Below are 18,180 nucleotides of genomic sequence, written 5' to 3'. Positions count from 1 at the left end.
GGAGACTCACCATGTCAATCATTCGACAATCCTTCGTCGGCACCTTCGTCATGATCTGTGCTATGGGTACCGCACTCGCTGCCCCGCCGGCGAGCTATACGACCACCGTGCGACTGCACGATGGCAAAAGGGTCACCTGTGCGGTCAATAAACCGGCAGATGTGCCAGCCGGTAGCACATCAACCTTGACGAGGCGCGAACGCACCGAAGCCCAGGTCAAGGCGACGGCCCGGCTGCGCCGGCGGACAGGCGATGAGAACGCTTATCCGAGCCCCACGACGGCGCCGCATGTGCAATGCTGGCGAGCAAACCCTTGACCGGAATGCGCTTCATGCGCTGCCGCCCGGAAGCGGGCAAGTACATGGATGCCCCGCGGCGTCCATGATGTGGCAACAACCTGACTGATACGGGTTGGCCCGGTCATTGGGATAAAACGAGGTGAAACGGCCACGCGGTGGCCGCCCCGCCAGAATCGTCCTCGTCGTGCTGTCACTATCGGCGGGGACATCTTGCAAGCGGCCGCCTTTCTGGACCGGCGCCCCTGCCGGGTCCATTTTTTATTTGAGTTACCTATGCACGCATGGCTCAACAGCATTAGCGCTCATCCCTACATAGTGCTGGCGATTGTCTTCGCCGTCGCGTGCACGGAGTCGCTGGCCGTCGTCGGTACGCTGGTCCCTGCGGGCATCGTAATGTTTGCCGCTGGCGCGCTGATCGGAGCCGGCACGCTGAACGGGTGGGTGACGCTCGCCATCGCCGCACTCGGCGCAGTGGTGGGCGACGGTATCAGCTATGAGATCGGCCACCGGTACCACCGCGAAGTGCGAACGTGGTGGGTGGCGAAGGGGCACGAAGCGGCCTGGGAGCGTGGCGAGCATTTTGTTGAACGGCATGGCGGGAAAAGTATCGTGCTGGCGCGCTTCTTCGCGCCCGTGCGCGCGGTTGTCCCGCTGGTCGTCGGCGCGGCGCACATGCCGCGGCGCAGGTTTTATCCGATCAACATCGCTTCCGCGTTGGCATGGTCACCTGCGCATATCGGCCCAGGGATCGTGTTCGGCGCGTCGGCGCAACTTGCTGCAGCGGTCAGCGGACGTCTCGCCGCGATGCTGCTCCTGCTGGCGGCACTCCTCTGGCTGGTCGCCGTGCTGACGCGCCTGGCCATCCAGCGCGGCGTGCCGCTGGTCGGCACCGCGTCCCAACGGGTGGTACGACGTTTAAGTCGCCGGCATCCGCGGCTGGCGGGCCGCTTATCGCGCATCATCGATCCCGGCAAGCCCGAGTCGCAGACACTCCTGATACTGACGCTGCTTTTCATCGGCAGTGTGTGGCTGTTTCTTGGCATCCTGCAGGATGTGGTCGCGCACGATCCGCTGGTTCGCGCCGATACCGTCATCTACAGCTTCCTGCAGACCCTACGCGCGGCGCCGACCGATTACGTAATGGCCGTCGTGATTCAGTCGAGCACCTACGGAGTGGGGCTGGCGGTGGCCGCTGCCGTCCTGATCTGGCTCATCGTGCGCCGATGCTGGCGCACGGCAGGCTACTGGATTCTTGCGGTGGGCGTTGCAGGCGCGGTAAGCCCCGCGATCGGACCCGGGAACGGTTATGCGCGACCCTTCACCTGGCAGCCAGGGATGGTCCATGTTCCGCTGCCCAGCGGCGATGCCACGTTCAACCTACTCGTGTATGGGTTTCTTGGCTGGCTGCTGGTGCGCCGGCAACGATTGCTCTGGCGGGGCGCGGTCCTTGCCGTCGTCGCCGTCTGGCTGGTCATGACCGGATTCGCCCGCCTGTATCTCGGAGAGAACTGGCTGGCCGACGTGCTGGGCGGCTGGAGCCTGGGGCTCGCGTGGCTTGCGGTACTTGCCGGCGCATACACATACTGGCAGGTACACGACAACGTGCAGCCAGGTCTGCTGAGCGGCATCGCTATTGGAATGCTCGCCGTTTTTGGCCCCTGGACGAACCCTGAAGGATTTCACGCCGATCTCGCGCGGTACGACCCCAGAACGCAGCCGGTCACGCTCACGATCAGCCAATGGACGGATGGCGGCTGGCGCGCACTGCCGCAACGTCGCACCGAACTGAGCGGCGACGAGGAGGAATATCTGCCATTGCAATGGGCCGCCGACGATGGCGCGATCGCGCGTTACCTCGAACCGGCTGGCTGGCGGGCCGCCCCGGCATGGTCAGCGCAGTCTGCACTGCTGTGGCTGTCGCCCAGAACATCGCTGGATGCCCTGCCGGTGCTACCGAAACTCTCGGAAGGCAAAAGCAACGGGCTGACCTTCCTGAAGTTCGATCCTCAGCGACCGATGATCCGACTGGTGCTGCGGCTCTGGCGATCGCGATATCAATTGATGACCCCCGACGGGGTCGGTGAGCCGATCTGGTACGGTGCGCTATATCAGGAAACGTTTCAGCAGCCGTGGCACCTCGTCACGGTGGGCAGTGCCACGACCTGGCCTGATGCGCCCACTATTCGCCAACTGTTGCCGGCCAGCGTGCAGACGTTGAGCCCCTCGGCAATCGAGAACGGATCAGTCCGACACGCGGTGCTGATCCTGCCGACTGTGCCGACGGCACCATGATGGATTTTTCTCGACAACCTTCTCGATCATTTCACAGCAATGGATACCCTCGAAGCCTTCAACCGGGCGCTGTTTCTCGCAATCAACGGCACGCTGGCGACGCCTGTATGGCTAGTCGACATCGCATCGCTGATCGCCAATTACGTGATCTATCTGGTTCCGTTGCTGCTGGCCGGCATGTGGCTGTGTGGCAGTGACGCGCAACGGAGTCTCGCCATCCGGGCGTGTCTCGTGGCGATGCTCGGCGTCGGCGCGAACCAACTGATCGGGCTGGTGTGGCAGCATCCGCGGCCGTTCATGATCGGTCTTGGTCACACGTTTTTGGCGCACGCGCCGGACTCTTCGTTTCCGAGCGACCATGCTACTGTGTTTGCCGGCATCGTCCTGACGCTGCTGCTGGGGCGTGCGCACTGGCTGGGCGTCCTCACGTTGCTGGCCGGAGTCTCGGTCGCCTGGGCCAGGATCTTTCTCGGTGTTCACTTCCCGCTGGACATGCTAGGCGCGGTCGTAGTGGCCTGTGTTGCTTACTTTCTGGTCGCGCCATTCTGGGATCTCGGCGGCGCTGCCGTAACACAGTGGGCGATTGCGCTGTACCGCAAACTCCTCGCGCGGCCGATCGACCTCGGCTGGCTGCGCCGCTGACTATTACGCACCAACCGATGCCGCGCGATCAGATCGTCGCCACCTTCGATTTCGACGGCACCAGCACGACCTCGGACAGTCTGCGTGACTTCGTGCATTACACAGTCGGTCGCGCCCAGTTTGCCGTTGGGGCCATGCGCGCGTCGACGTGGCTCATTGGCCTGCTGGAAGGCGTGTGCGACCGGGGCTTCGCCAAGGCTCGTCTTGTTGCGACGCTTCGCGGCATGACACAGTGCGAGCTTGAGGACGCGGCGCAGCAGTACGCCGCCAGGAGACTGCCGGCCCTGATCCGCCCTGAAATGGCCGCGAGGATTCAGGAACACACGCGTCGCGGGCATCGGCTGGTACTGAGCAGCGCATCGCCTGCCCTGTACTTGAGGCATTGGGCCGCGGGTGCGAGTTTCGACGCGGTGCTCGCGACCGAACTCGAGTTTCGCGGCGACCGGTTCTCTGCCCGCTTTGCCTCACCGACCTGCTGGGGGCCGGCGAAAGTGCGGCGCCATCAGCAATGGTTCGCCAGCGAGTCGCCACACGTACTGTAGGCATACGAAGATGGTCGTAGCGACCAGGAAATGCTCGCACTTGCGCTGGCTCGCGGCGCTGAACTGACGACGGTGCGGGACAACCTGCGTCATTCGTCGATCGCGACCACATCGATTTACCTGCACAGCGCCGAAGTCAGGCGAGCGCAACAGATCCGGAACGCCTTCGCGGATGGATAGGGGTTCAAACTGCTCTGAAACGGCATGATCTTTCCGGTTTATATAACCTAGACGCTTATGATAGGAATTCGCGCTTTTAGGCACAGTTCCGGGTTGTATACAGTTCAGCAATCTTCGGAAGTGGCTACGGCCGACCGATGCCGGTTTGCTAGGAACAGCACCTAATGAAGGTTCGCATAATAAGAGCAGGCTTTTCCGATCGGCCATGGTGGCCGAAAGGGGAAGCTGATGTCCACGCCATCGACGCCGACCTGGCAACAAAGGAGCGAGCCCTTGAGAAGCTCGCGCCCACGGACGCAACTTCACTTAGGTTCAAGCCCACCGACAGCGTGCTTGCCTTCCTGCAACAGCTCTGATTATCTACAGTTGGTCCGCCGGCAATCCAGAAACATCGGATCGTCAGCGGACAAACTGTGTACAACCCGGAACTGTGCCTAAAAGCGTCTATGCCCTGCAGCGCATAAACGCTTATCTTGGCTCAACCTCAAATGGAGCAACGTCCCGCGCAACAGCAGGGATTTTACGGGTAAGCGCGAACGTCAAGCAAAAACAGTCTCCCGGATTCCCAGGGCGCTGCACTCTAGCAAGCTGATGCTCCCGTTCACAAGCATTTTATTCGACGTGCCAAACAGCCGCGCTAACGCTCACCCAGGGCGCCGAATCTGCAACGGCGAACCTTGATGAAAACCTTAGGGAAGATACCGACGACACCGGCGAATCACGATAGGAAAATGTATTCCTAGGAATGCCGTCGTGACTGAGCCTTAGGAAATGCTTAAGGATCTCGAAAAACTCAAAAGATATACTTCTCAAGCGCGCTAGATCCAGGCCGTTAGATAGAACGCAGTACACACGTTTTTCTATCGGGAGATTTAGATGTCCATTCAGGCAATCGGTCAAGGCACCGCACAAACAGATCCTTCGTCCACCGCATCGACTTCGAGTTCAGCGTCGACGGCGCGGGCATCGAGCACGACCGCTTCGTCGGCTACGGGGTCAAGCACCAGCACGTCGACGTCGTCGTACACGGTCAACATCAGCAGCGCCGCGCGCGCATTGATGGCTGAAGCAAGCGAGACGTCGGTTCAAACCGCGCAGGAAGCAGGAAAAGGCGATCAGCAGGCGCAACGCCTGCTCGCCAAGGAGGTGGCTGCCAAAGCGGGCTAACGCGCCCGAGGAGGGCACTTCGACGAATTCGATCGAACTCGAAAATCCGCTTCGACGTCTCGACATCCGATCACCGCGGCGTAGCCGATCTCTGCTTTCGCTCACTGCAATATTCAAGGCGAAAAAAAAGATCTCGAGGAAACCGATTTCCGGTCTGGTGGACACAATGCTCGCGCGAAACGTACCACCAGGAAATCGATCGAGAATTCGAACGAGTGGGTCCCGGCCGCAAGCAGATGTTGCCGCGGCCGCCAGGGGCACATCGCCACTACAAGTTTGAACTCATCGACGGTTCGCTCAGCCCGAAATTCGTAGATTACGCATGTCTTGCATCGGTAACTGACGATCAGTGACTACGTCAACCAGGCATCGTTGATGCCAGTGTGGATATCTGTAAGGAGCAGCCCGGTTCTCCCTTGCTTACTCTCACGCGACGACAGCGAATCGACAGGTCCGACGACCGGTTGAAGCATAGCAACGGTTTCCTGAGAAGTGCGGGGGTAACCCGCCAGGCTACGCGAGAGGTTCATAGAGATCGTAGAAAAGCTGATTGCTGATGCGATGAACTGAGCCGTCGGATGAAGTGATCACCCAGTCGCCAGGATGCACGTCGCTCCATCCTTCGGCCGTAGCGATGGACCGTGCGCCGTTGCGTTGTTCTACGGCCGCGTGATCTCCCGGTGAAAACCACTGCGTGGCCTCAACAAGCCAGTCACGTTTCCGGAATTTCAAATCGACCTCCGATAGTCGCGTGGAGCCGCCCCGCATAGGGAAGTGCTGGCGGTGGAGAACGGAAACGCAAGAGAGCATGGCGCTGACTGCTCTCTTGTTGTGGTTCCGCTGCCTCAACAACGAGGCGAGCGACGAGGTAGCTGAATCGAAGTCGCTGTTTGTCATGTCTGCGGATATCGCATCGGCGAGTCTTAAGGAGATCTCACCGGCGCCAGGAACGCGCTTTCACGCACCCGTTGGCTAGCCATGCTGAGGGCTCCATTGGCCACTATCAACCAGGATCGCCTGGCGCACCTTCTGAGTTGCAAATCGAAACGGTTCGTCCGGTCGATCCGACCCGGACGGATTGACGCCGCCGTCACAGGCAACAAAGTCCCGGCGTTCCTGTAAGAGGATCTGGGAACTCACGTCGACACTCCCTCAGGATCAGCGTCCAACTCAGCTACAACATGCGTCGGAGCAGATTGTCTCTAAATCCGACCTGATGCACAAACACCGCAAAAACGTGCAGACCAATAAGGATCGAAAGAACGATGGCGCTTGTGCTGTGCCATTCCCCGAGGGCGGCTGCCGTTGAATTAGCCGTCGCGAAGCGAGTCTGACGATCCAGCCACGACCGTCTGCATTTAGCCAGCGGATCGGTTTCTGTCAGCAGACGACTGCGCCCGCTCGGCACATGCGCTGACGCGCCCAACAAAGCGGCAGGCTAGGCGGAAAGGGATAGCCGGCTCCGAAGCCGTGACCGCACGGCCAGGCTAATTGACCACCGGGTCCCAGCGGCAGGGCTGCCAGCGCCGAATCACGGTTAAGCAATCGTTAAGCTGCCGTCCTGATAATAATCGCCCAGCCAGTGCTTGCGGCACCGTCCGTGCTTCACCAGAGAAGTGAACTTTCGCGACTCGCGTGGCATATGCGATGTATTCATCAGATAACGCGAGCCGTGGCACTAATTCGAGTTCTACGGACGCGGTAATGGACCATCTGACTTCAATGCGCACCTTCATAAAGGTGGCGGAGTGTCTTAATTTTGCCGCGGCGGCGAGGCACCTCGACGTTTCGAATGCGGTCGTCACCCGGCAGGTGGCCATGCTCGAATCGCACCTTAATGCAAAGCTGCTAAACAGGACGACGCGCAGCGTGTCGCTCACCGCTGCCGGTCGCGCCTATCTGCAAGGATGCGTCGAATGGCTCAACGAACTGGAGTCGATGGAAAAGGGCATCCTGTCTGCCGCCAATGAATGTGCCGATGCGTTGAAAATTGCGTGTGCAGCGTCGTTTGCCGAAGGCGACCTGGCGGACTTGCTGACTGAGTTTCACCTCGCCGAACCGCAGATCCGGTTCGATCTCAGCGTCTTTGAATCTATGCAACGCGTTACCCTCGTCGATTTCGATGTTTGCTTCAGCGTCGAAAGCCAACTCCGCGATTCCGCGATGATATGCCGAAGCCTCGCAGTAACAAGGGACGTCATTGTCGCATCACCGCGCTATGTGAAACAATGTGGTATCCCTGAGCGTCCCGACGATCTTACACATCACAGTGTCCTGGTCGCAGGCGAGATACCGGCTCGTTTCTGGGAGTTTGACGATGCCCACGGCGTCAACCGTGCGTTATTCAGGCCCGTCCTTCGGGCCGGAAGCGTTCTGGCCGTCAAGCGCGCCGCACTTGCCGGGCTCGGGATCGCGCGCCTGGCGGAGTCGCTGGTGCGGACAGAACTGAATGACCGGACTCTTGTTCCGGTGCTAGGCCAGTTTCCGCTGAAAGGAAATGAACGGGCAATATGGATGCTTTATCCGGCGCATCGCCATATACCGAGAACCTTGCAGAGCTTCACCGATTTTGTGGTGTCACGCTCGCGTCGCTACTGAGGCACGAACATTTCCCCGGCCATCTGCCGGAAGAATGCTCGTGGCAAGCGTGACCACCCGCCAGCTCTAGCGTGCTTTGGCAACTACAGCCATGACGGGCGCCCCGGATGAGGGGGTTGCGCGTCTTCATGCGTGGCGCTGTCTTGTGCCGTCGTGGTACAGGCAGGCAGGAAAGCGACCAAGGTGGTTAACACTAAAGCCGCCATAATATTTTTCATGATCGCCGCCCGTCGTTCCGTTACCACAATTCTCGCTGCGCGACCTTAAGCGATCCTTAACCAATGTCGTCGTATCACTGGTCTTCTGGCGAAACCCCTCCTCGACCAGGCTGCATCCCGATCTCCAGATTTTATATCGTTCGGCGCATCGCCGGTCCAGCGTGGATCCTCAGTCCTGAGCGGCACCGGCGGTCCCCAAGCGACAGGCATCGGGTCGAGCAATTGCGCTGCACACGGTCGTGATGATTTAGCAACGCCCAGGGGAAACAGTCTGGCGCGAACATAGACGTCGCAGTATCGGCGTGTAAGGATCACACCCGCTGTATTGATAACAATTCAGTCAATAGTACTAACGCAGAAACAAACACAAGCTGTCTGAAAAAAAGTTGTCTACTCGAACAACATTTCTGGAGATCTTTTATGAAGAAAAGTCTGATCGCGCTGGCTACGTCAGCCACATTTGCAGTGCCTGTGTTCGCCCAGAGCAGCGTCACGCTGTATGGGGTGGTCGACGAAGGTTTCAACTACACCAACAATGTCGGCGGCAAGCACGACTATGAACTGCAAAGCGGCTATGCTCAGGGAAGTCGCTGGGGACTCAAAGGAGCCGAAGATCTCGGCGGCGGCACGAAGGCGATATTCCAGCTTGAGAATGGTTTTAACCTGAACAACGGTCGTCTGGGTCAGGGTGGCCTGTTATTCGGACGTCAGGCATATGTGGGCGTCTCGAATGCCACGTTCGGTACAGTCACGCTCGGTCGTCAATACGACTCCGTCGTCGACTATCTTGCGCAGACAACAGCCAACGGAAACTGGGCCGGCTATCTGTTTTCGCACCCGTTCGACAACGACAACACGGATAACTCTTTCCGGGTGAACAATACGGTCAAATATGCGAGTCCGGATTTCGCCGGATTGCAATTTGGCGGCACATACAGCTTCAGCAACGCCACCGGCTTCGCTAACAATCGACAGTTCAGCCTGGGCGCGCAATACGCCAATGGCGGTCTGCTGGTCGCGGCGGCTTACCTGAATGCTGACAATCCTGGCCAGTCGTCCGGTGGTGCCATTACGTCGACCGATGCGAATTTCGTGGCGGAACGTCTGCGCATTTTCGGTGGCGGCATCAACTACACGTTTGGCCCCGCGACCGTAGGCTTCGTCTACACGAACACTAACATCAAGAACCCGTCCGCGAACGCCGGGTATCTGTCCAGCACCGAAACGATCCAGCCCGTCACGGGTCCGTTGGCGGGCGGGAAGCTCAACACGCTCAAGTATCAGAATTTCGAACTCAATGGCAAGTATCAGATCACGCCGGCATTCTTTGTCGGCGCGCAATATGTGTACACGCTTGAGAATTACGACGCGACAACGGGCAGCGTAAAACCGAAAATTCATAGCGTCGGATTGATGGCGGACTACAACCTTTCGAAACGCACGGATATTTACTTTCAGGGGGCCTACCAGAAAGTTGCAGGAAGCCAGACGGGGTCATCGCTCGACCAGGCTTATGTACCGGGCGCAGCCGACCTGTCGTCAAATTCGAAGCAACTTGTCGTGCGCGCGGCAATTCGCCATAAGTTCTGAAGCGTGATGCTAAGGCGACGCGTACGCATTGCCTTAGCATCGCTGGAGGTAAAAGCAGCGCCCGCACTTTATCCTGCGGGCGCGCTCCACTGGTCTGCCATCCAATTTCGGGTGCCCCCATCAACGTTGATTGTCCAGTTCAATGAAACGAACCAAAAAGGCACAGCTTGCCGCATCAGCAAGCCGGATAGGAGCCGATGTGTCGCGGAGTTCAAGGATCTCTCCCCCATCGCGGTTGTCACAAATGGCATCCGAAAAAATGTGCCCCGAAGGGATGGAACGAATAATTCGGCAACGCCTGTCCCCGATTTGGTGGCATCGATCATCCTGCGATTGACCCACCTCAATTCAGCGTCTGTTAAGGAGCCCCGTCAGAAAATGAGTTTTAACGCGGGTTGCCGCGCCTCGTGGGAGAACTCATCATGCGTATATTTTTCAGAATCGCGTTTGCCGGCGTCCTAGCCGCTGCCGCCGTTGGAAACGCCTTTGGTACATCCAGCGTCTCGTATGTGACGACCGTTCGCCTGCACGATGGAAAACAGGTCGTTTGTGCTGTCAATGAACCCCGGTCGATTCAAGCGGGCGACCGCAACCAGACGCTGACCACTGGGGAACTTAACGAAGCACAAATTGATGCAACGGCTAGATTGCGCCGTCATCCAGGCAACAAGAATCACTACCCGTCCGCCTCCACAGCCCCGCACATTGACTGCTCCTAGGCAATCGCAGGGATTGGCGGGCAGGTCTCCAAGCAAAAGGAGCGGGTCCATTCTATGGCCGGACGCGCGTGACCTCCGCATCGCGATGGCCCTCGACGCGTCGAGAAAGTGAGAGCCTATGCGCCAAGGTCATCATTAGACGGTATCGAGCTCACTGGCGTTGCACTGACGCATTGAACGCGCCCATTGAGATTGAGCGCGCCGCGCGTCCTGAGTCGTCCGCGACGGTTATAGTAGAAAACAATGAAAGGCCATCGCGAAAGCCATGAACGGCAGCGAAAAGCACGGCGGACCGACGATGTGAACGTGTTGCGCGTTGCCCTTCAGCCGCTCAATGTGACACTCCGCGGAGAACTGCAGGATGAGAATCCTGATCATTGAAGACGATGCAGCGATCGCCGCCAATCTGTACGATTTTCTGGAGAACGCCGGCTATGAACCCGACCTCGCGCGGGACGGAGCGCAGGGACTCCACCTCGCTGTAACACAACGGTGGGACGCAATTCTGCTCGACCTGTCGCTACCGGCAGTGGACGGCCTGACGATCTGCCGAAAGCTTCGCAAGGAGGTACTTCTCGACACGCCGATTCTGATATTGACCGCGAGGGACACGCTGGATGACAAGCTCCAGGGCTTTGAGCAAGGCGCGGACGACTATCTCGTCAAACCGTTTTCACTCAAGGAAGTGGACGCACGCCTCGGTGCACTGATCAAGCGCTATAAAGGCCATGCGACGCAGGCGATCCTGTGCTGCGCTGACATCCGGTTCGACCCCACGACGCTCGCTGTGGAGCGAGCCGACCGGCCGATCAGGCTGCCGCCGAAGTGCCTGCATCTGCTGCGCCTTCTGATGCAGGCGCCGAATCGCGTATTCGGTCGCGCGGAGCTCGAAACGGAAGTCTGGGGCGAGCAGCTGCCGGATAGCGATACCCTACGCGCGCACATCTATACCTTGCGCCGAGCGCTGACCTCTAACGGGGAGGACGATCTCATCGAAACAGTTCATGGTCTCGGTTACCGGCTGGTGGTGATCGATGCAACGACGCCGTAGCCTACGCTTCAAGGTCGCGCTGGTTTTTTCGGCGCTGGCGATCCTGTTGCTCATGGCCCAGGCGCTTGGTGTGAAGGCGCTTGCCGAAGCGCAGGAGGAGCGGCTCATTACTGCACTGATCGCCGACGACATGGCGAGCGTCCTGAACAGCTGGCGGTCGGACCCAACGCTTGTGCCGCCTCTGGATCCTCGGCTCGGTGGTCATGTTTCGACAGGCGGCCGCGTAAGCGTGCCGTTACCGGCTTCGGTAAGGGATCTGGCCGAAGGCACCCACGAAATCATCGTGAACGGCCGTGAAATCCATGTGGCAATCGCACCGTTTGACGATGTACGCGTCTATCGGATCTACGACTTCAGCGCATACGAGCAGCGTTTCAGGCAGGTGATTGACGCACTGATGTTCGGCACCGGTGTGTTTGCGCTGCTCGCATTCTGGCTCGCGTTTGGACTGTCTGGTCTGCTGGTCCGGCAGGTTGCCGGCCTCGCCCGCCAGGTCAAGGCACTCAGGCTCGGTGCATCGAGTGCGCTCGATTCGGACAGGTACGATGAAGCAGAAGTCGTGGAATTAGTCGACGCGTTCAATGACTATCACGGGCAGATGGCACAGATGATTGCGCGGGAGAAAGAGTTCACCGGCAACGTCAGTCATGAATTGCGCACACCGCTCACGGCGATCAAGACCAGTTGCGAGCTTCTCGACCACGATGCGTCGATCAACGCGAAGTCGAAGACGCGCCTGCGGCAGATCGATCGCGCAGCCAACACCATGATAGTTCTGGTCAACGCGCTACTGCTGCTTGCGCGTGAAGAGTCGCAGTCCGATATCGGCCCCGTGCGTCTTGCTAGTGCCATCGAGACCGCGCTTGACCTCGCTCGACATCCTGCAAGCCAAGGGCATCCAGACCGGATCGACGTCAATCGCGGCCTGCACGTCGGCGCAAACCAGTTCGCGCTTGCCCTCGTGCTACCGAACCTGGTCGACAACGCGGGCCGGTACTTCAACAGTGGCCGTGTCGCCTTCCGTTCCTGAAAAAGTCGATCAGGGGCGAGCGCCAGACACTTCAGGCTCCGTGGTGCGCCCCGATGCGCCCATTTCAGTCCGGGTTCGGTCCTTCCCTGCTGTTTTCGAGGACCGACCCCGTTTGCGCGTCCACTCCGACTTCCTGTGTGCCCTGTTTCGTCGCAATGTCGAACGAGTAACGCAGCCCACTACCTCCCGCCTCTCTTTCAAGTTCTTCGTCGGTGATCTTCCCAGGATGGGCCTTGAGAGCGGACACACGCGCCTGCTTCAGGCTGATCTTTGCGTCCTTCGAGTACTCCTGACCAGTGAAAGCATGTGCCGCGATACTTGTAACGAGCAGACCTGCCGAGGCCAGACTAAAGTAATAACCCTTTTTCATGTCGAACTCCAATGTTGATTTGCCACGATTTCATGCTGGCATGTATCAGGTTAAGAGAACCTGAACCGGCGAGAATTCGCGAAATACCTCAACTTCGGCAGAGATAGCAGGCGGCTAAGCTTCACCTAAGTCAGCCGCCCTAGAATGGGTTCACGGTCGCGGCGAATGCCGCTCCAGAAAGCCAACTATTCTCGCAGGAGCAGCCATGAAATCGTTAATTCGTTCAATCATCACAGTTGCCGCGCTGACGGCTCCCGTCATCGCCTTCGCCCAACAGTCAACCGGCCCGGTTACCCGGGCACAGGTGCGCGCCGATCTCGTCCAGATGGAAAAGGCTGGCTACAACCCGGCAAGGCGCGACGATGCAACCTATCCTGCCGACATTCAGGCGGCTGAGGCCCGCGTTGCCGCTAAAAGAGCTGCGATGCCGATGTCCGACACGGGTATGGGCACCGAGCCGACCGGCGCGTCCCAGTCGGGCACGCGTAGCCACACCGGATCCGCGCGGTCGAATCTTTATGCTCACCACTGATGGGGCTCCTTCGCGCAGGTCGTGAGCGCGAGCCGAAGATCACATAGGCAGGAAACGGCCGTGTGCTCTTCGGCTCCCAGCGGGCCGGCGGGGAAACTCTATTGCTCGCGCGTGCGAGCGAATCATTCGCAGTGCAATTAGTGCGGGAAAGGTGATAGCGGCGCCCGCTCATATTCCCCAATAAGAAACGTCCATGAATCCAAGCTCGCCCACGGCCGTCAAATGGCTAAACAAGGTCCCGGAGATCACACTCGTCTTCTGGATAATCAAAATGATGTCCACGACGGTGGGTGAAACGGCCGCAGATTATCTGAGCATCAACCTGAAGCTTGGTCTGGCCGGAACTTCGATCATCATGGCTTGCCTGCTCGCGGGCAGCCTGTTTTTCCAGATACGCGCGAAACGATATGTGCCCGCCTTATACTGGTTCTGCGTCGTCTGTATAAGCGTGTTCGGCACGCTGGTCACCGACAATCTATCCGACACCTTTGCGGTCCCGCTCGCAGTCTCGACTGCGGCCTTTGGTACCGCACTTGTGATCGTCTTTGCGATCTGGTACGCGAAAGAACGCACGCTTTCTATCCAGGCAATCGATACCCGTGGTCGCGAATATTTCTATTGGGCTGCTATCCTGCTCACGTTTGCGCTCGGCACAGCAGCCGGCGACTGGATAGCAGAAGGTCTGGGCACCGGCTACGCCAACGCCGCTCTGCTCTTCGGCTCCATGATTGTCTTCATTGCCCTGGCACGCTCTGTGTTGAAGGCAAACACCACGCTTTGTTTCTGGCTGGCATACATCCTGACGCGCCCGTTCGGTGCGTCATGCGGTGATCTGCTGGCACGGCCGGTAACCAACGGCGGCCTCGGCCTCGGAACGACGATGACAAGTATCATCTTCCTCGCGACCATCGCATGTCTGATCGCCTGCCTATCCATTTACAGATACCCACTCGGAGAACAACGTGTCTGATTCGCCCATACATCGCCCGCCAGATCGCAGCATGGACAACGCCCTCGTTAAAGTTCCAGAGGTTACGCTGCTGTTCTGGATGTTGAAGATTGCTGCGACTACCCTCGGCGAGACCGGTGGGGATGCCGTGTCGATGTCGATGAATCTCGGCTATCTCGTTGGAACGCTTATCTTTGCTGTCGTGTTTCTGGCGGCCGTAACTGCGCAGATCCGGTCCAGGTTCTTCCAGCCTCCACTGTACTGGGCAACGATTATCGCGAGTACCACGGTCGGCACCACCATGGCTGACTTTGCTGACAGGTCACTCGGCATCGGTTATGCGGGAGGGGCGTCGCTTCTTCTTGCGCTACTATGCGTCTCGCTGATTGTCTGGTATCGCGAAATGGGCTCCATCTCCGTTTCGTCAATCGGATCACCCAAGGCTGAGCTGTTTTATTGGATAACCATCATGTTTTCCCAGACGCTCGGCACCGCATTGGGAGACTGGACAGCCGATACAGCAAGACTTGGCTACACGGGCGGTGCTCTCGTTTTCGCCGCCCTGCTCGCCGTCGTCGTCGCTGCGTATTTCTGGACCAGGGTATCGCGCACGATGCTCTTCTGGATCGCATTCGTACTGACCCGGCCGCTGGGGGCGGTTGTGGGCGATTTTCTCGACAAACCGGTGAACGCTGGTGGTCTCGCCTTGAGCCGCTATACTGCTTCCGCGGCGTTGTTGACATTTATCGTCGGCAGCATTTTTTTGTTCAGGCAGCGCGCTGCGTCCAGATCCCATTGATAGCCAGTTCGCGGGGTAACTATGAGGGTACTGCTGCTGGAAGACGATCCGATGATCGGCGAAGCCATCGAGGGAGCGTTGAAGGACGCTTCGTATGCGGCGGACTGGGTAAAAAGCGGCAGCGCCGGTCTTACGGCGCTTCAAACCCACTACTATGATCTGGTGCTGCTCGACCTTGGACTTCCTGGAACAGACGGCATGCAAGTTCTGAAGGCGATCCGCGGTAACGCCAATGCTGTTCCCTTGCTCATTATCACTGCTCGGGACGGACTTGAGGACCGGCTTCAGGGTCTCGATGAAGGAGCTGATGACTACGTTCTGAAGCCATTCGAGATCGCGGAACTCCTTGCCCGTATGCGCGCAGTGCTGCGTCGCCGGAATGGCAACGCGTCGCCGTCCCTGTCCAACGGGACGGTGACGCTTAATCTGGCGACCCGGGAGGTGTCCGTTCGAAACGGCGAACCCCTGCAACTGTCGAATCGCGAATTTGCATTGCTCCGTGCCCTCCTGATCCGTCCCGGCGCCATCCTGTCACGGGCGGAACTGGAAGAGCGAATCTATGGCTGGGGTGAAGAAGTTGAGAGCAACGCGGTCGAATACCTGATACATGTATTGCGACGAAAACTCGGCACCGATCTGATCCGCAATATCAGGGGGGCCGGATGGATGGTTTCGCCTTCAGGCTGAAGCATTCCGTCCGATTTCGCATCTCGCTCTGGTTGTGTGTGGCGATCTTTGCGGTCGCGATCATTGCGGGCATCTCGGCCTTTGTTTCAGCGCTCGATGAAGCTCATGAGCTTCAGGATGATGTCTTGCGGCAAGTCGCAACGCTTCTCAGTCAGACGCCCGTCTCCCTTGGTGACACCACTGGTGCGCTCCATTCGACTGGTGGCGGCGAAGAGTCGCGCGTTATCGTCCAGTACTTCACCAACGACCATTCCGGCGGGGCGGGAGATGGAGATACCCAGCCTCTGGAGATCCCCCAGAACATCGCCGATGGTATTTATACAATGAGCTTTGGCGGCGAATCGTTTCGCGTGCTGATTCATACCGCGGCTGCGGGCCGTCGCGTTGCAGTAGCACAGGAGACGGGACTACGCGATGAGATTGCAACAGGTAGCGCGTTTCGCACCGTGACGCCGTTCCTGGTGCTGGTACCAATACTTCTGATCATCGTCGCCCAACTGGTCAAACGCATGTTTTTACCGATTGCGTCACTGGCCATTGGTGTCGAAGCGCGGAAAGAGCAGGATCTGTACCCGCTCAGCGAGCGGGACATTCCAGTCGAGGTGCAGTCGTTCGTCGCCGCAATCAACAGATTGCTCGCCCGCGTCGGGCAGTCGATGGAAACCCAGCAACGCTTCATTGCAGACGCGGCGCATGAACTGCGCTCGCCGATGACCGCTTTTTCCCTTCAGGCGGAACGTCTCGCGCGGATTCCAATGTCACCTCAGGCGTCCGAACGCCTGGCCGATCTGCGACGAGGCATTGAACGCGGGCGTTCGCAACTCGATCAGCTGCTAACGTTAGCGCGAATCCAGTCCGCACCCGTGGACGCCTCCTCATCGGTCTCAATTCTCCAGGTCTATCGCCGGGTACTGGAAGACCTGATGCCGCTGGCCGCGGCGAAGCAGATCGATATCGGCATCGAGAGTGGCGACGACGTGCAAATTAGCGCGAATGAAATTGAAGTTCGAACGCTTGTGAAAAATCTCGTCGACAACGCGATCCGGTACACGCCGGAAGGCGGCCGGGTTGATCTTTCCGTGACAATCCAGCAGAAGCATGTGCGGCTTGCAGTGAAGGATTCCGGGCCCGGCATCGCGCCTGCGGAACGTGCACGGGTTTTCGATCCCTTCTATCGCGTGCTTGGCAGCAATCAGGAGGGCTCGGGCCTTGGGCTTTGCATTGTCAAAACAATCGCAGACCGGCTAGGCTGGCATCTAGGTCTGACTTATTCCGACGAGCCCGCGCGCTCTGGACTCTGCGTCACGGTCACAGTTGTGTGAGACGCATGGCGTGGGCTTTGTGTCGTCACTCGTCGGATACTGGCATCGGCCGCAATGCATTTGTAAGGGCGCATCCTAAACTTTCGAAGTCCGTCCTAAGGGCCGGGTCGTGTGGAACCTTCCGCGCACATGACAGCGCCGCTCGCCGTTCGGCGCCCGGTTGCGCGCAGCGAATTGAAGGCTCCAGACTGTCGCTGCCGCGACGGCTGACATGTGCGGGTCCGATCTCCCTGACCGATCGATTCGCGACCACGTCGATTTACCTGCACAGCGCCGAAGTCAGGCGAGCGCAACAGATCCGGAACGCCTTCGCGGATGGATAAGGGTTCAAACTGCTCTGAAACGGCATGATCTTTCCGGTTTATATAACCTAGACGCTTATGATAGGAATTCGCGCTTTTAGGCACAGTTCCGGGTTGTACACAGTTTGTCCGCTGACGATCCGATGTTTCTGGATTGCCGGCGGACCAACTGTAGATAATCAGAGCTGTTGCAGGAAGGCAAGCACGCTGTCGGTGGGCTTGAACCTAAGTGAAGTTGCGTCCGTGGGCGCGAGCTTCTCAAGGGCTCGCTCCTTTGTTGCCAGGTCGGCGTCGATGGCGTGGACATCAGCTTCCCCTTTCGGCCACCATGGCCGATCGGAAAAGCCTGCTCTTATTATGCGAACCTTCATTAGGTGCTGTTCCTAGCAAACCGGCATCGGTCGGCCGTAGCCACTTCCGAAGATTGCTGAACTGTATACAACCCGGAACTGTGCCTAAAAGCGCTTATGCGCTGCAGGGCATAGACGCTTATCTTGGCTCAACCTCAAGACGGATGGTCCTGCCGCCCGAAGACACGAAGATTAGATTGTCGAAATATCTGAACCACGTGATCAAGCAGGACCATCGCCACATGAAATCCAGAGCGGATGTGATGCCAGGTTTCAAATGCCTCTGGAGGGCCGCGATCGCGAATTCAGGCATTGAGTTGACGCATCGCATCGCAAGGGGCAGTTCAATGGCGCTAAATTCGGTCTGAAGGACGCTGCCGCTTCGGCCGCCTATGGGATGCGGTCCCTGTCTATTCGATAAGGCCTCCTGATTATAAGGCTAATTCGCGACTGGCTTTTTACAAGGTCGGCTGGCGATCAGCCTCCGCGTGACGCGCGTTCATCGGCAGAAGCAACCGGATCAAACCATCGGACGAATACA

The 18,180-nt window shown here is 58.7% G+C and carries 18 protein-coding genes; 14 read left to right on the top strand and 4 right to left on the bottom strand.

Annotation, left to right across the window (positions count from 1 at the left end):
* Positions 1–11 precede the first annotated feature (11 nt).
* The 5 genes from HWX91_RS17805 (at position 12) to HWX91_RS17785 (ending at position 3,955) form a co-directional block, all read left to right on the top strand.
* Positions 12–317 carry a hypothetical protein gene (locus HWX91_RS17805; protein ID WP_052660759.1) on the top strand — a complete coding sequence of 102 codons (306 nt, stop codon included), beginning with the start codon at positions 12–14 and terminating at the stop codon, positions 315–317.
* A 255-nt stretch (positions 318–572) separates the two neighbouring features.
* Entirely contained in the window at positions 573–2,591 is a 2,019-nt protein-coding gene (locus tag HWX91_RS17800) for a bifunctional DedA family/phosphatase PAP2 family protein (RefSeq protein ID WP_028197527.1), read from the top strand.
* 39 nt (positions 2,592–2,630) lie between these two features.
* A complete protein-coding gene (locus tag HWX91_RS17795; protein WP_028197526.1) occupies positions 2,631–3,233 on the top strand; it encodes a phosphatase PAP2 family protein in 603 nt (200 codons plus the stop codon).
* Positions 3,234–3,250: 17 nt separating this feature from the next.
* Positions 3,251–3,775, top strand: coding sequence for an HAD family hydrolase (locus HWX91_RS17790; protein ID WP_063607669.1), 525 nt, complete (start codon positions 3,251–3,253; stop codon positions 3,773–3,775).
* 30 nt (positions 3,776–3,805) lie between these two features.
* The gene (locus tag HWX91_RS17785; RefSeq protein ID WP_028197525.1) at positions 3,806–3,955 is read left to right on the top strand and encodes an integrase; all 150 of its coding nucleotides are present in this window, start codon (positions 3,806–3,808) and stop codon (positions 3,953–3,955) included.
* An 896-nt stretch (positions 3,956–4,851) separates the two neighbouring features.
* Here the strand turns inward: HWX91_RS17785 and HWX91_RS17780 are convergent.
* The 3 genes from HWX91_RS17780 to HWX91_RS41330 all read right to left on the bottom strand — a co-directional run bounded on the left by HWX91_RS17780 (position 4,852) and on the right by HWX91_RS41330 (position 6,530).
* A complete protein-coding gene (locus HWX91_RS17780) occupies positions 4,852–4,992 on the bottom strand; it encodes a hypothetical protein (protein WP_156034533.1) in 141 nt (46 codons plus the stop codon).
* A 643-nt stretch (positions 4,993–5,635) separates the two neighbouring features.
* Entirely contained in the window at positions 5,636–5,854 is a 219-nt protein-coding gene (locus HWX91_RS17775) for a hypothetical protein (protein ID WP_028197524.1), read from the bottom strand.
* 442 nt (positions 5,855–6,296) lie between these two features.
* Entirely contained in the window at positions 6,297–6,530 is a 234-nt protein-coding gene (locus HWX91_RS41330; RefSeq protein WP_169742598.1) for a cytochrome b/b6 domain-containing protein, read from the bottom strand.
* A gap of 296 nt (positions 6,531–6,826) precedes the next feature.
* Between HWX91_RS41330 and HWX91_RS17765 the strand changes: the two genes are divergently transcribed.
* From HWX91_RS17765 to HWX91_RS17750, 4 genes are all read left to right on the top strand, one after another.
* Entirely contained in the window at positions 6,827–7,720 is an 894-nt protein-coding gene (locus HWX91_RS17765; protein WP_028197523.1) for a LysR family transcriptional regulator, read from the top strand.
* A 638-nt stretch (positions 7,721–8,358) separates the two neighbouring features.
* Positions 8,359–9,528 (top strand): porin, encoded by a 1,170-nt coding sequence (locus tag HWX91_RS17760; protein WP_030101873.1) that lies wholly within the window; start codon positions 8,359–8,361, stop codon positions 9,526–9,528.
* Positions 9,529–10,608: 1,080 nt separating this feature from the next.
* Positions 10,609–11,298 carry a response regulator transcription factor gene (locus HWX91_RS17755; RefSeq protein WP_028197521.1) on the top strand — a complete coding sequence of 230 codons (690 nt, stop codon included), beginning with the start codon at positions 10,609–10,611 and terminating at the stop codon, positions 11,296–11,298.
* Positions 11,282–12,328 (top strand): histidine kinase dimerization/phospho-acceptor domain-containing protein, encoded by a 1,047-nt coding sequence (locus HWX91_RS17750; protein WP_052660757.1) that lies wholly within the window; start codon positions 11,282–11,284, stop codon positions 12,326–12,328. Before HWX91_RS17755 ends, HWX91_RS17750 begins: the two co-directional genes overlap by 17 nt.
* Before the next feature lie 64 nt (positions 12,329–12,392).
* On the opposite strand, the gene HWX91_RS17745 is transcribed toward HWX91_RS17750, so the two are convergent.
* A complete protein-coding gene (locus HWX91_RS17745) occupies positions 12,393–12,698 on the bottom strand; it encodes a PepSY domain-containing protein (RefSeq protein ID WP_028197520.1) in 306 nt (101 codons plus the stop codon).
* 205 nt (positions 12,699–12,903) lie between these two features.
* Here HWX91_RS17745 and HWX91_RS17740 point away from each other — a divergent pair, with 205 nt between their 5' ends.
* The 5 genes from HWX91_RS17740 to HWX91_RS17720 all read left to right on the top strand — a co-directional run bounded on the left by HWX91_RS17740 (position 12,904) and on the right by HWX91_RS17720 (position 16,987).
* Positions 12,904–13,230 carry a DUF4148 domain-containing protein gene (locus tag HWX91_RS17740; protein ID WP_028197519.1) on the top strand — a complete coding sequence of 109 codons (327 nt, stop codon included), beginning with the start codon at positions 12,904–12,906 and terminating at the stop codon, positions 13,228–13,230.
* Between the two features lie 193 nt (positions 13,231–13,423).
* The gene (locus tag HWX91_RS17735; protein WP_028197518.1) at positions 13,424–14,200 is read left to right on the top strand and encodes a COG4705 family protein; all 777 of its coding nucleotides are present in this window, start codon (positions 13,424–13,426) and stop codon (positions 14,198–14,200) included.
* Positions 14,201–14,231: 31 nt separating this feature from the next.
* Positions 14,232–14,978 (top strand): COG4705 family protein, encoded by a 747-nt coding sequence (locus HWX91_RS17730; protein ID WP_030101870.1) that lies wholly within the window; start codon positions 14,232–14,234, stop codon positions 14,976–14,978.
* Positions 14,979–14,999: 21 nt separating this feature from the next.
* On the top strand, positions 15,000–15,665 hold the full coding sequence (locus tag HWX91_RS17725) for a response regulator transcription factor (protein WP_028197516.1): 666 nt from the start codon (positions 15,000–15,002) through the stop codon (positions 15,663–15,665).
* The gene (locus HWX91_RS17720; protein ID WP_028197515.1) at positions 15,641–16,987 is read left to right on the top strand and encodes an ATP-binding protein; all 1,347 of its coding nucleotides are present in this window, start codon (positions 15,641–15,643) and stop codon (positions 16,985–16,987) included. Before HWX91_RS17725 ends, HWX91_RS17720 begins: the two co-directional genes overlap by 25 nt.
* Positions 16,988–18,180 lie beyond the last annotated feature (1,193 nt).

It is taken from the genome of Paraburkholderia fungorum (assembly GCF_902833645.1).
Classification (GTDB): Bacteria; Pseudomonadota; Gammaproteobacteria; order Burkholderiales; family Burkholderiaceae; genus Paraburkholderia; species Paraburkholderia fungorum.
Note: the sequence above shows the minus strand (reverse complement) of the source record. Positions and strands in the feature narration are given on the sequence as shown.

Excerpts from the sequence above, each read along its gene's own strand:
- HWX91_RS17765 (WP_028197523.1), top strand. The coding sequence starts at position 6,827 with ATGGACCATCTGACTTCAATGCGCACCTTCATAAAGGTGGCGGAGTGT.
- HWX91_RS17720 (WP_028197515.1), top strand. The coding sequence starts at position 15,641 with ATGGATGGTTTCGCCTTCAGGCTGAAGCATTCCGTCCGATTTCGCATC.
- HWX91_RS17805 (WP_052660759.1), top strand. The coding sequence starts at position 12 with ATGTCAATCATTCGACAATCCTTCGTCGGCACCTTCGTCATGATCTGT.
- HWX91_RS17800 (WP_028197527.1), top strand. The coding sequence starts at position 573 with ATGCACGCATGGCTCAACAGCATTAGCGCTCATCCCTACATAGTGCTG.
- HWX91_RS17740 (WP_028197519.1), top strand. The coding sequence starts at position 12,904 with ATGAAATCGTTAATTCGTTCAATCATCACAGTTGCCGCGCTGACGGCT.
- HWX91_RS17760 (WP_030101873.1), top strand. The coding sequence starts at position 8,359 with ATGAAGAAAAGTCTGATCGCGCTGGCTACGTCAGCCACATTTGCAGTG.
- HWX91_RS17735 (WP_028197518.1), top strand. The coding sequence starts at position 13,424 with ATGAATCCAAGCTCGCCCACGGCCGTCAAATGGCTAAACAAGGTCCCG.
- HWX91_RS17795 (WP_028197526.1), top strand. The coding sequence starts at position 2,631 with ATGGATACCCTCGAAGCCTTCAACCGGGCGCTGTTTCTCGCAATCAAC.
- HWX91_RS17745 (WP_028197520.1), bottom strand. The coding sequence starts at position 12,698 with ATGAAAAAGGGTTATTACTTTAGTCTGGCCTCGGCAGGTCTGCTCGTT.
- HWX91_RS17755 (WP_028197521.1), top strand. The coding sequence starts at position 10,609 with ATGAGAATCCTGATCATTGAAGACGATGCAGCGATCGCCGCCAATCTG.
- HWX91_RS17785 (WP_028197525.1), top strand. The coding sequence starts at position 3,806 with ATGCTCGCACTTGCGCTGGCTCGCGGCGCTGAACTGACGACGGTGCGG.
- HWX91_RS17780 (WP_156034533.1), bottom strand. The coding sequence starts at position 4,992 with ATGTTGACCGTGTACGACGACGTCGACGTGCTGGTGCTTGACCCCGTA.
- HWX91_RS17725 (WP_028197516.1), top strand. The coding sequence starts at position 15,000 with ATGAGGGTACTGCTGCTGGAAGACGATCCGATGATCGGCGAAGCCATC.
- HWX91_RS17730 (WP_030101870.1), top strand. The coding sequence starts at position 14,232 with ATGGACAACGCCCTCGTTAAAGTTCCAGAGGTTACGCTGCTGTTCTGG.
- HWX91_RS17790 (WP_063607669.1), top strand. The coding sequence starts at position 3,251 with ATGCCGCGCGATCAGATCGTCGCCACCTTCGATTTCGACGGCACCAGC.
- HWX91_RS17750 (WP_052660757.1), top strand. The coding sequence starts at position 11,282 with ATGCAACGACGCCGTAGCCTACGCTTCAAGGTCGCGCTGGTTTTTTCG.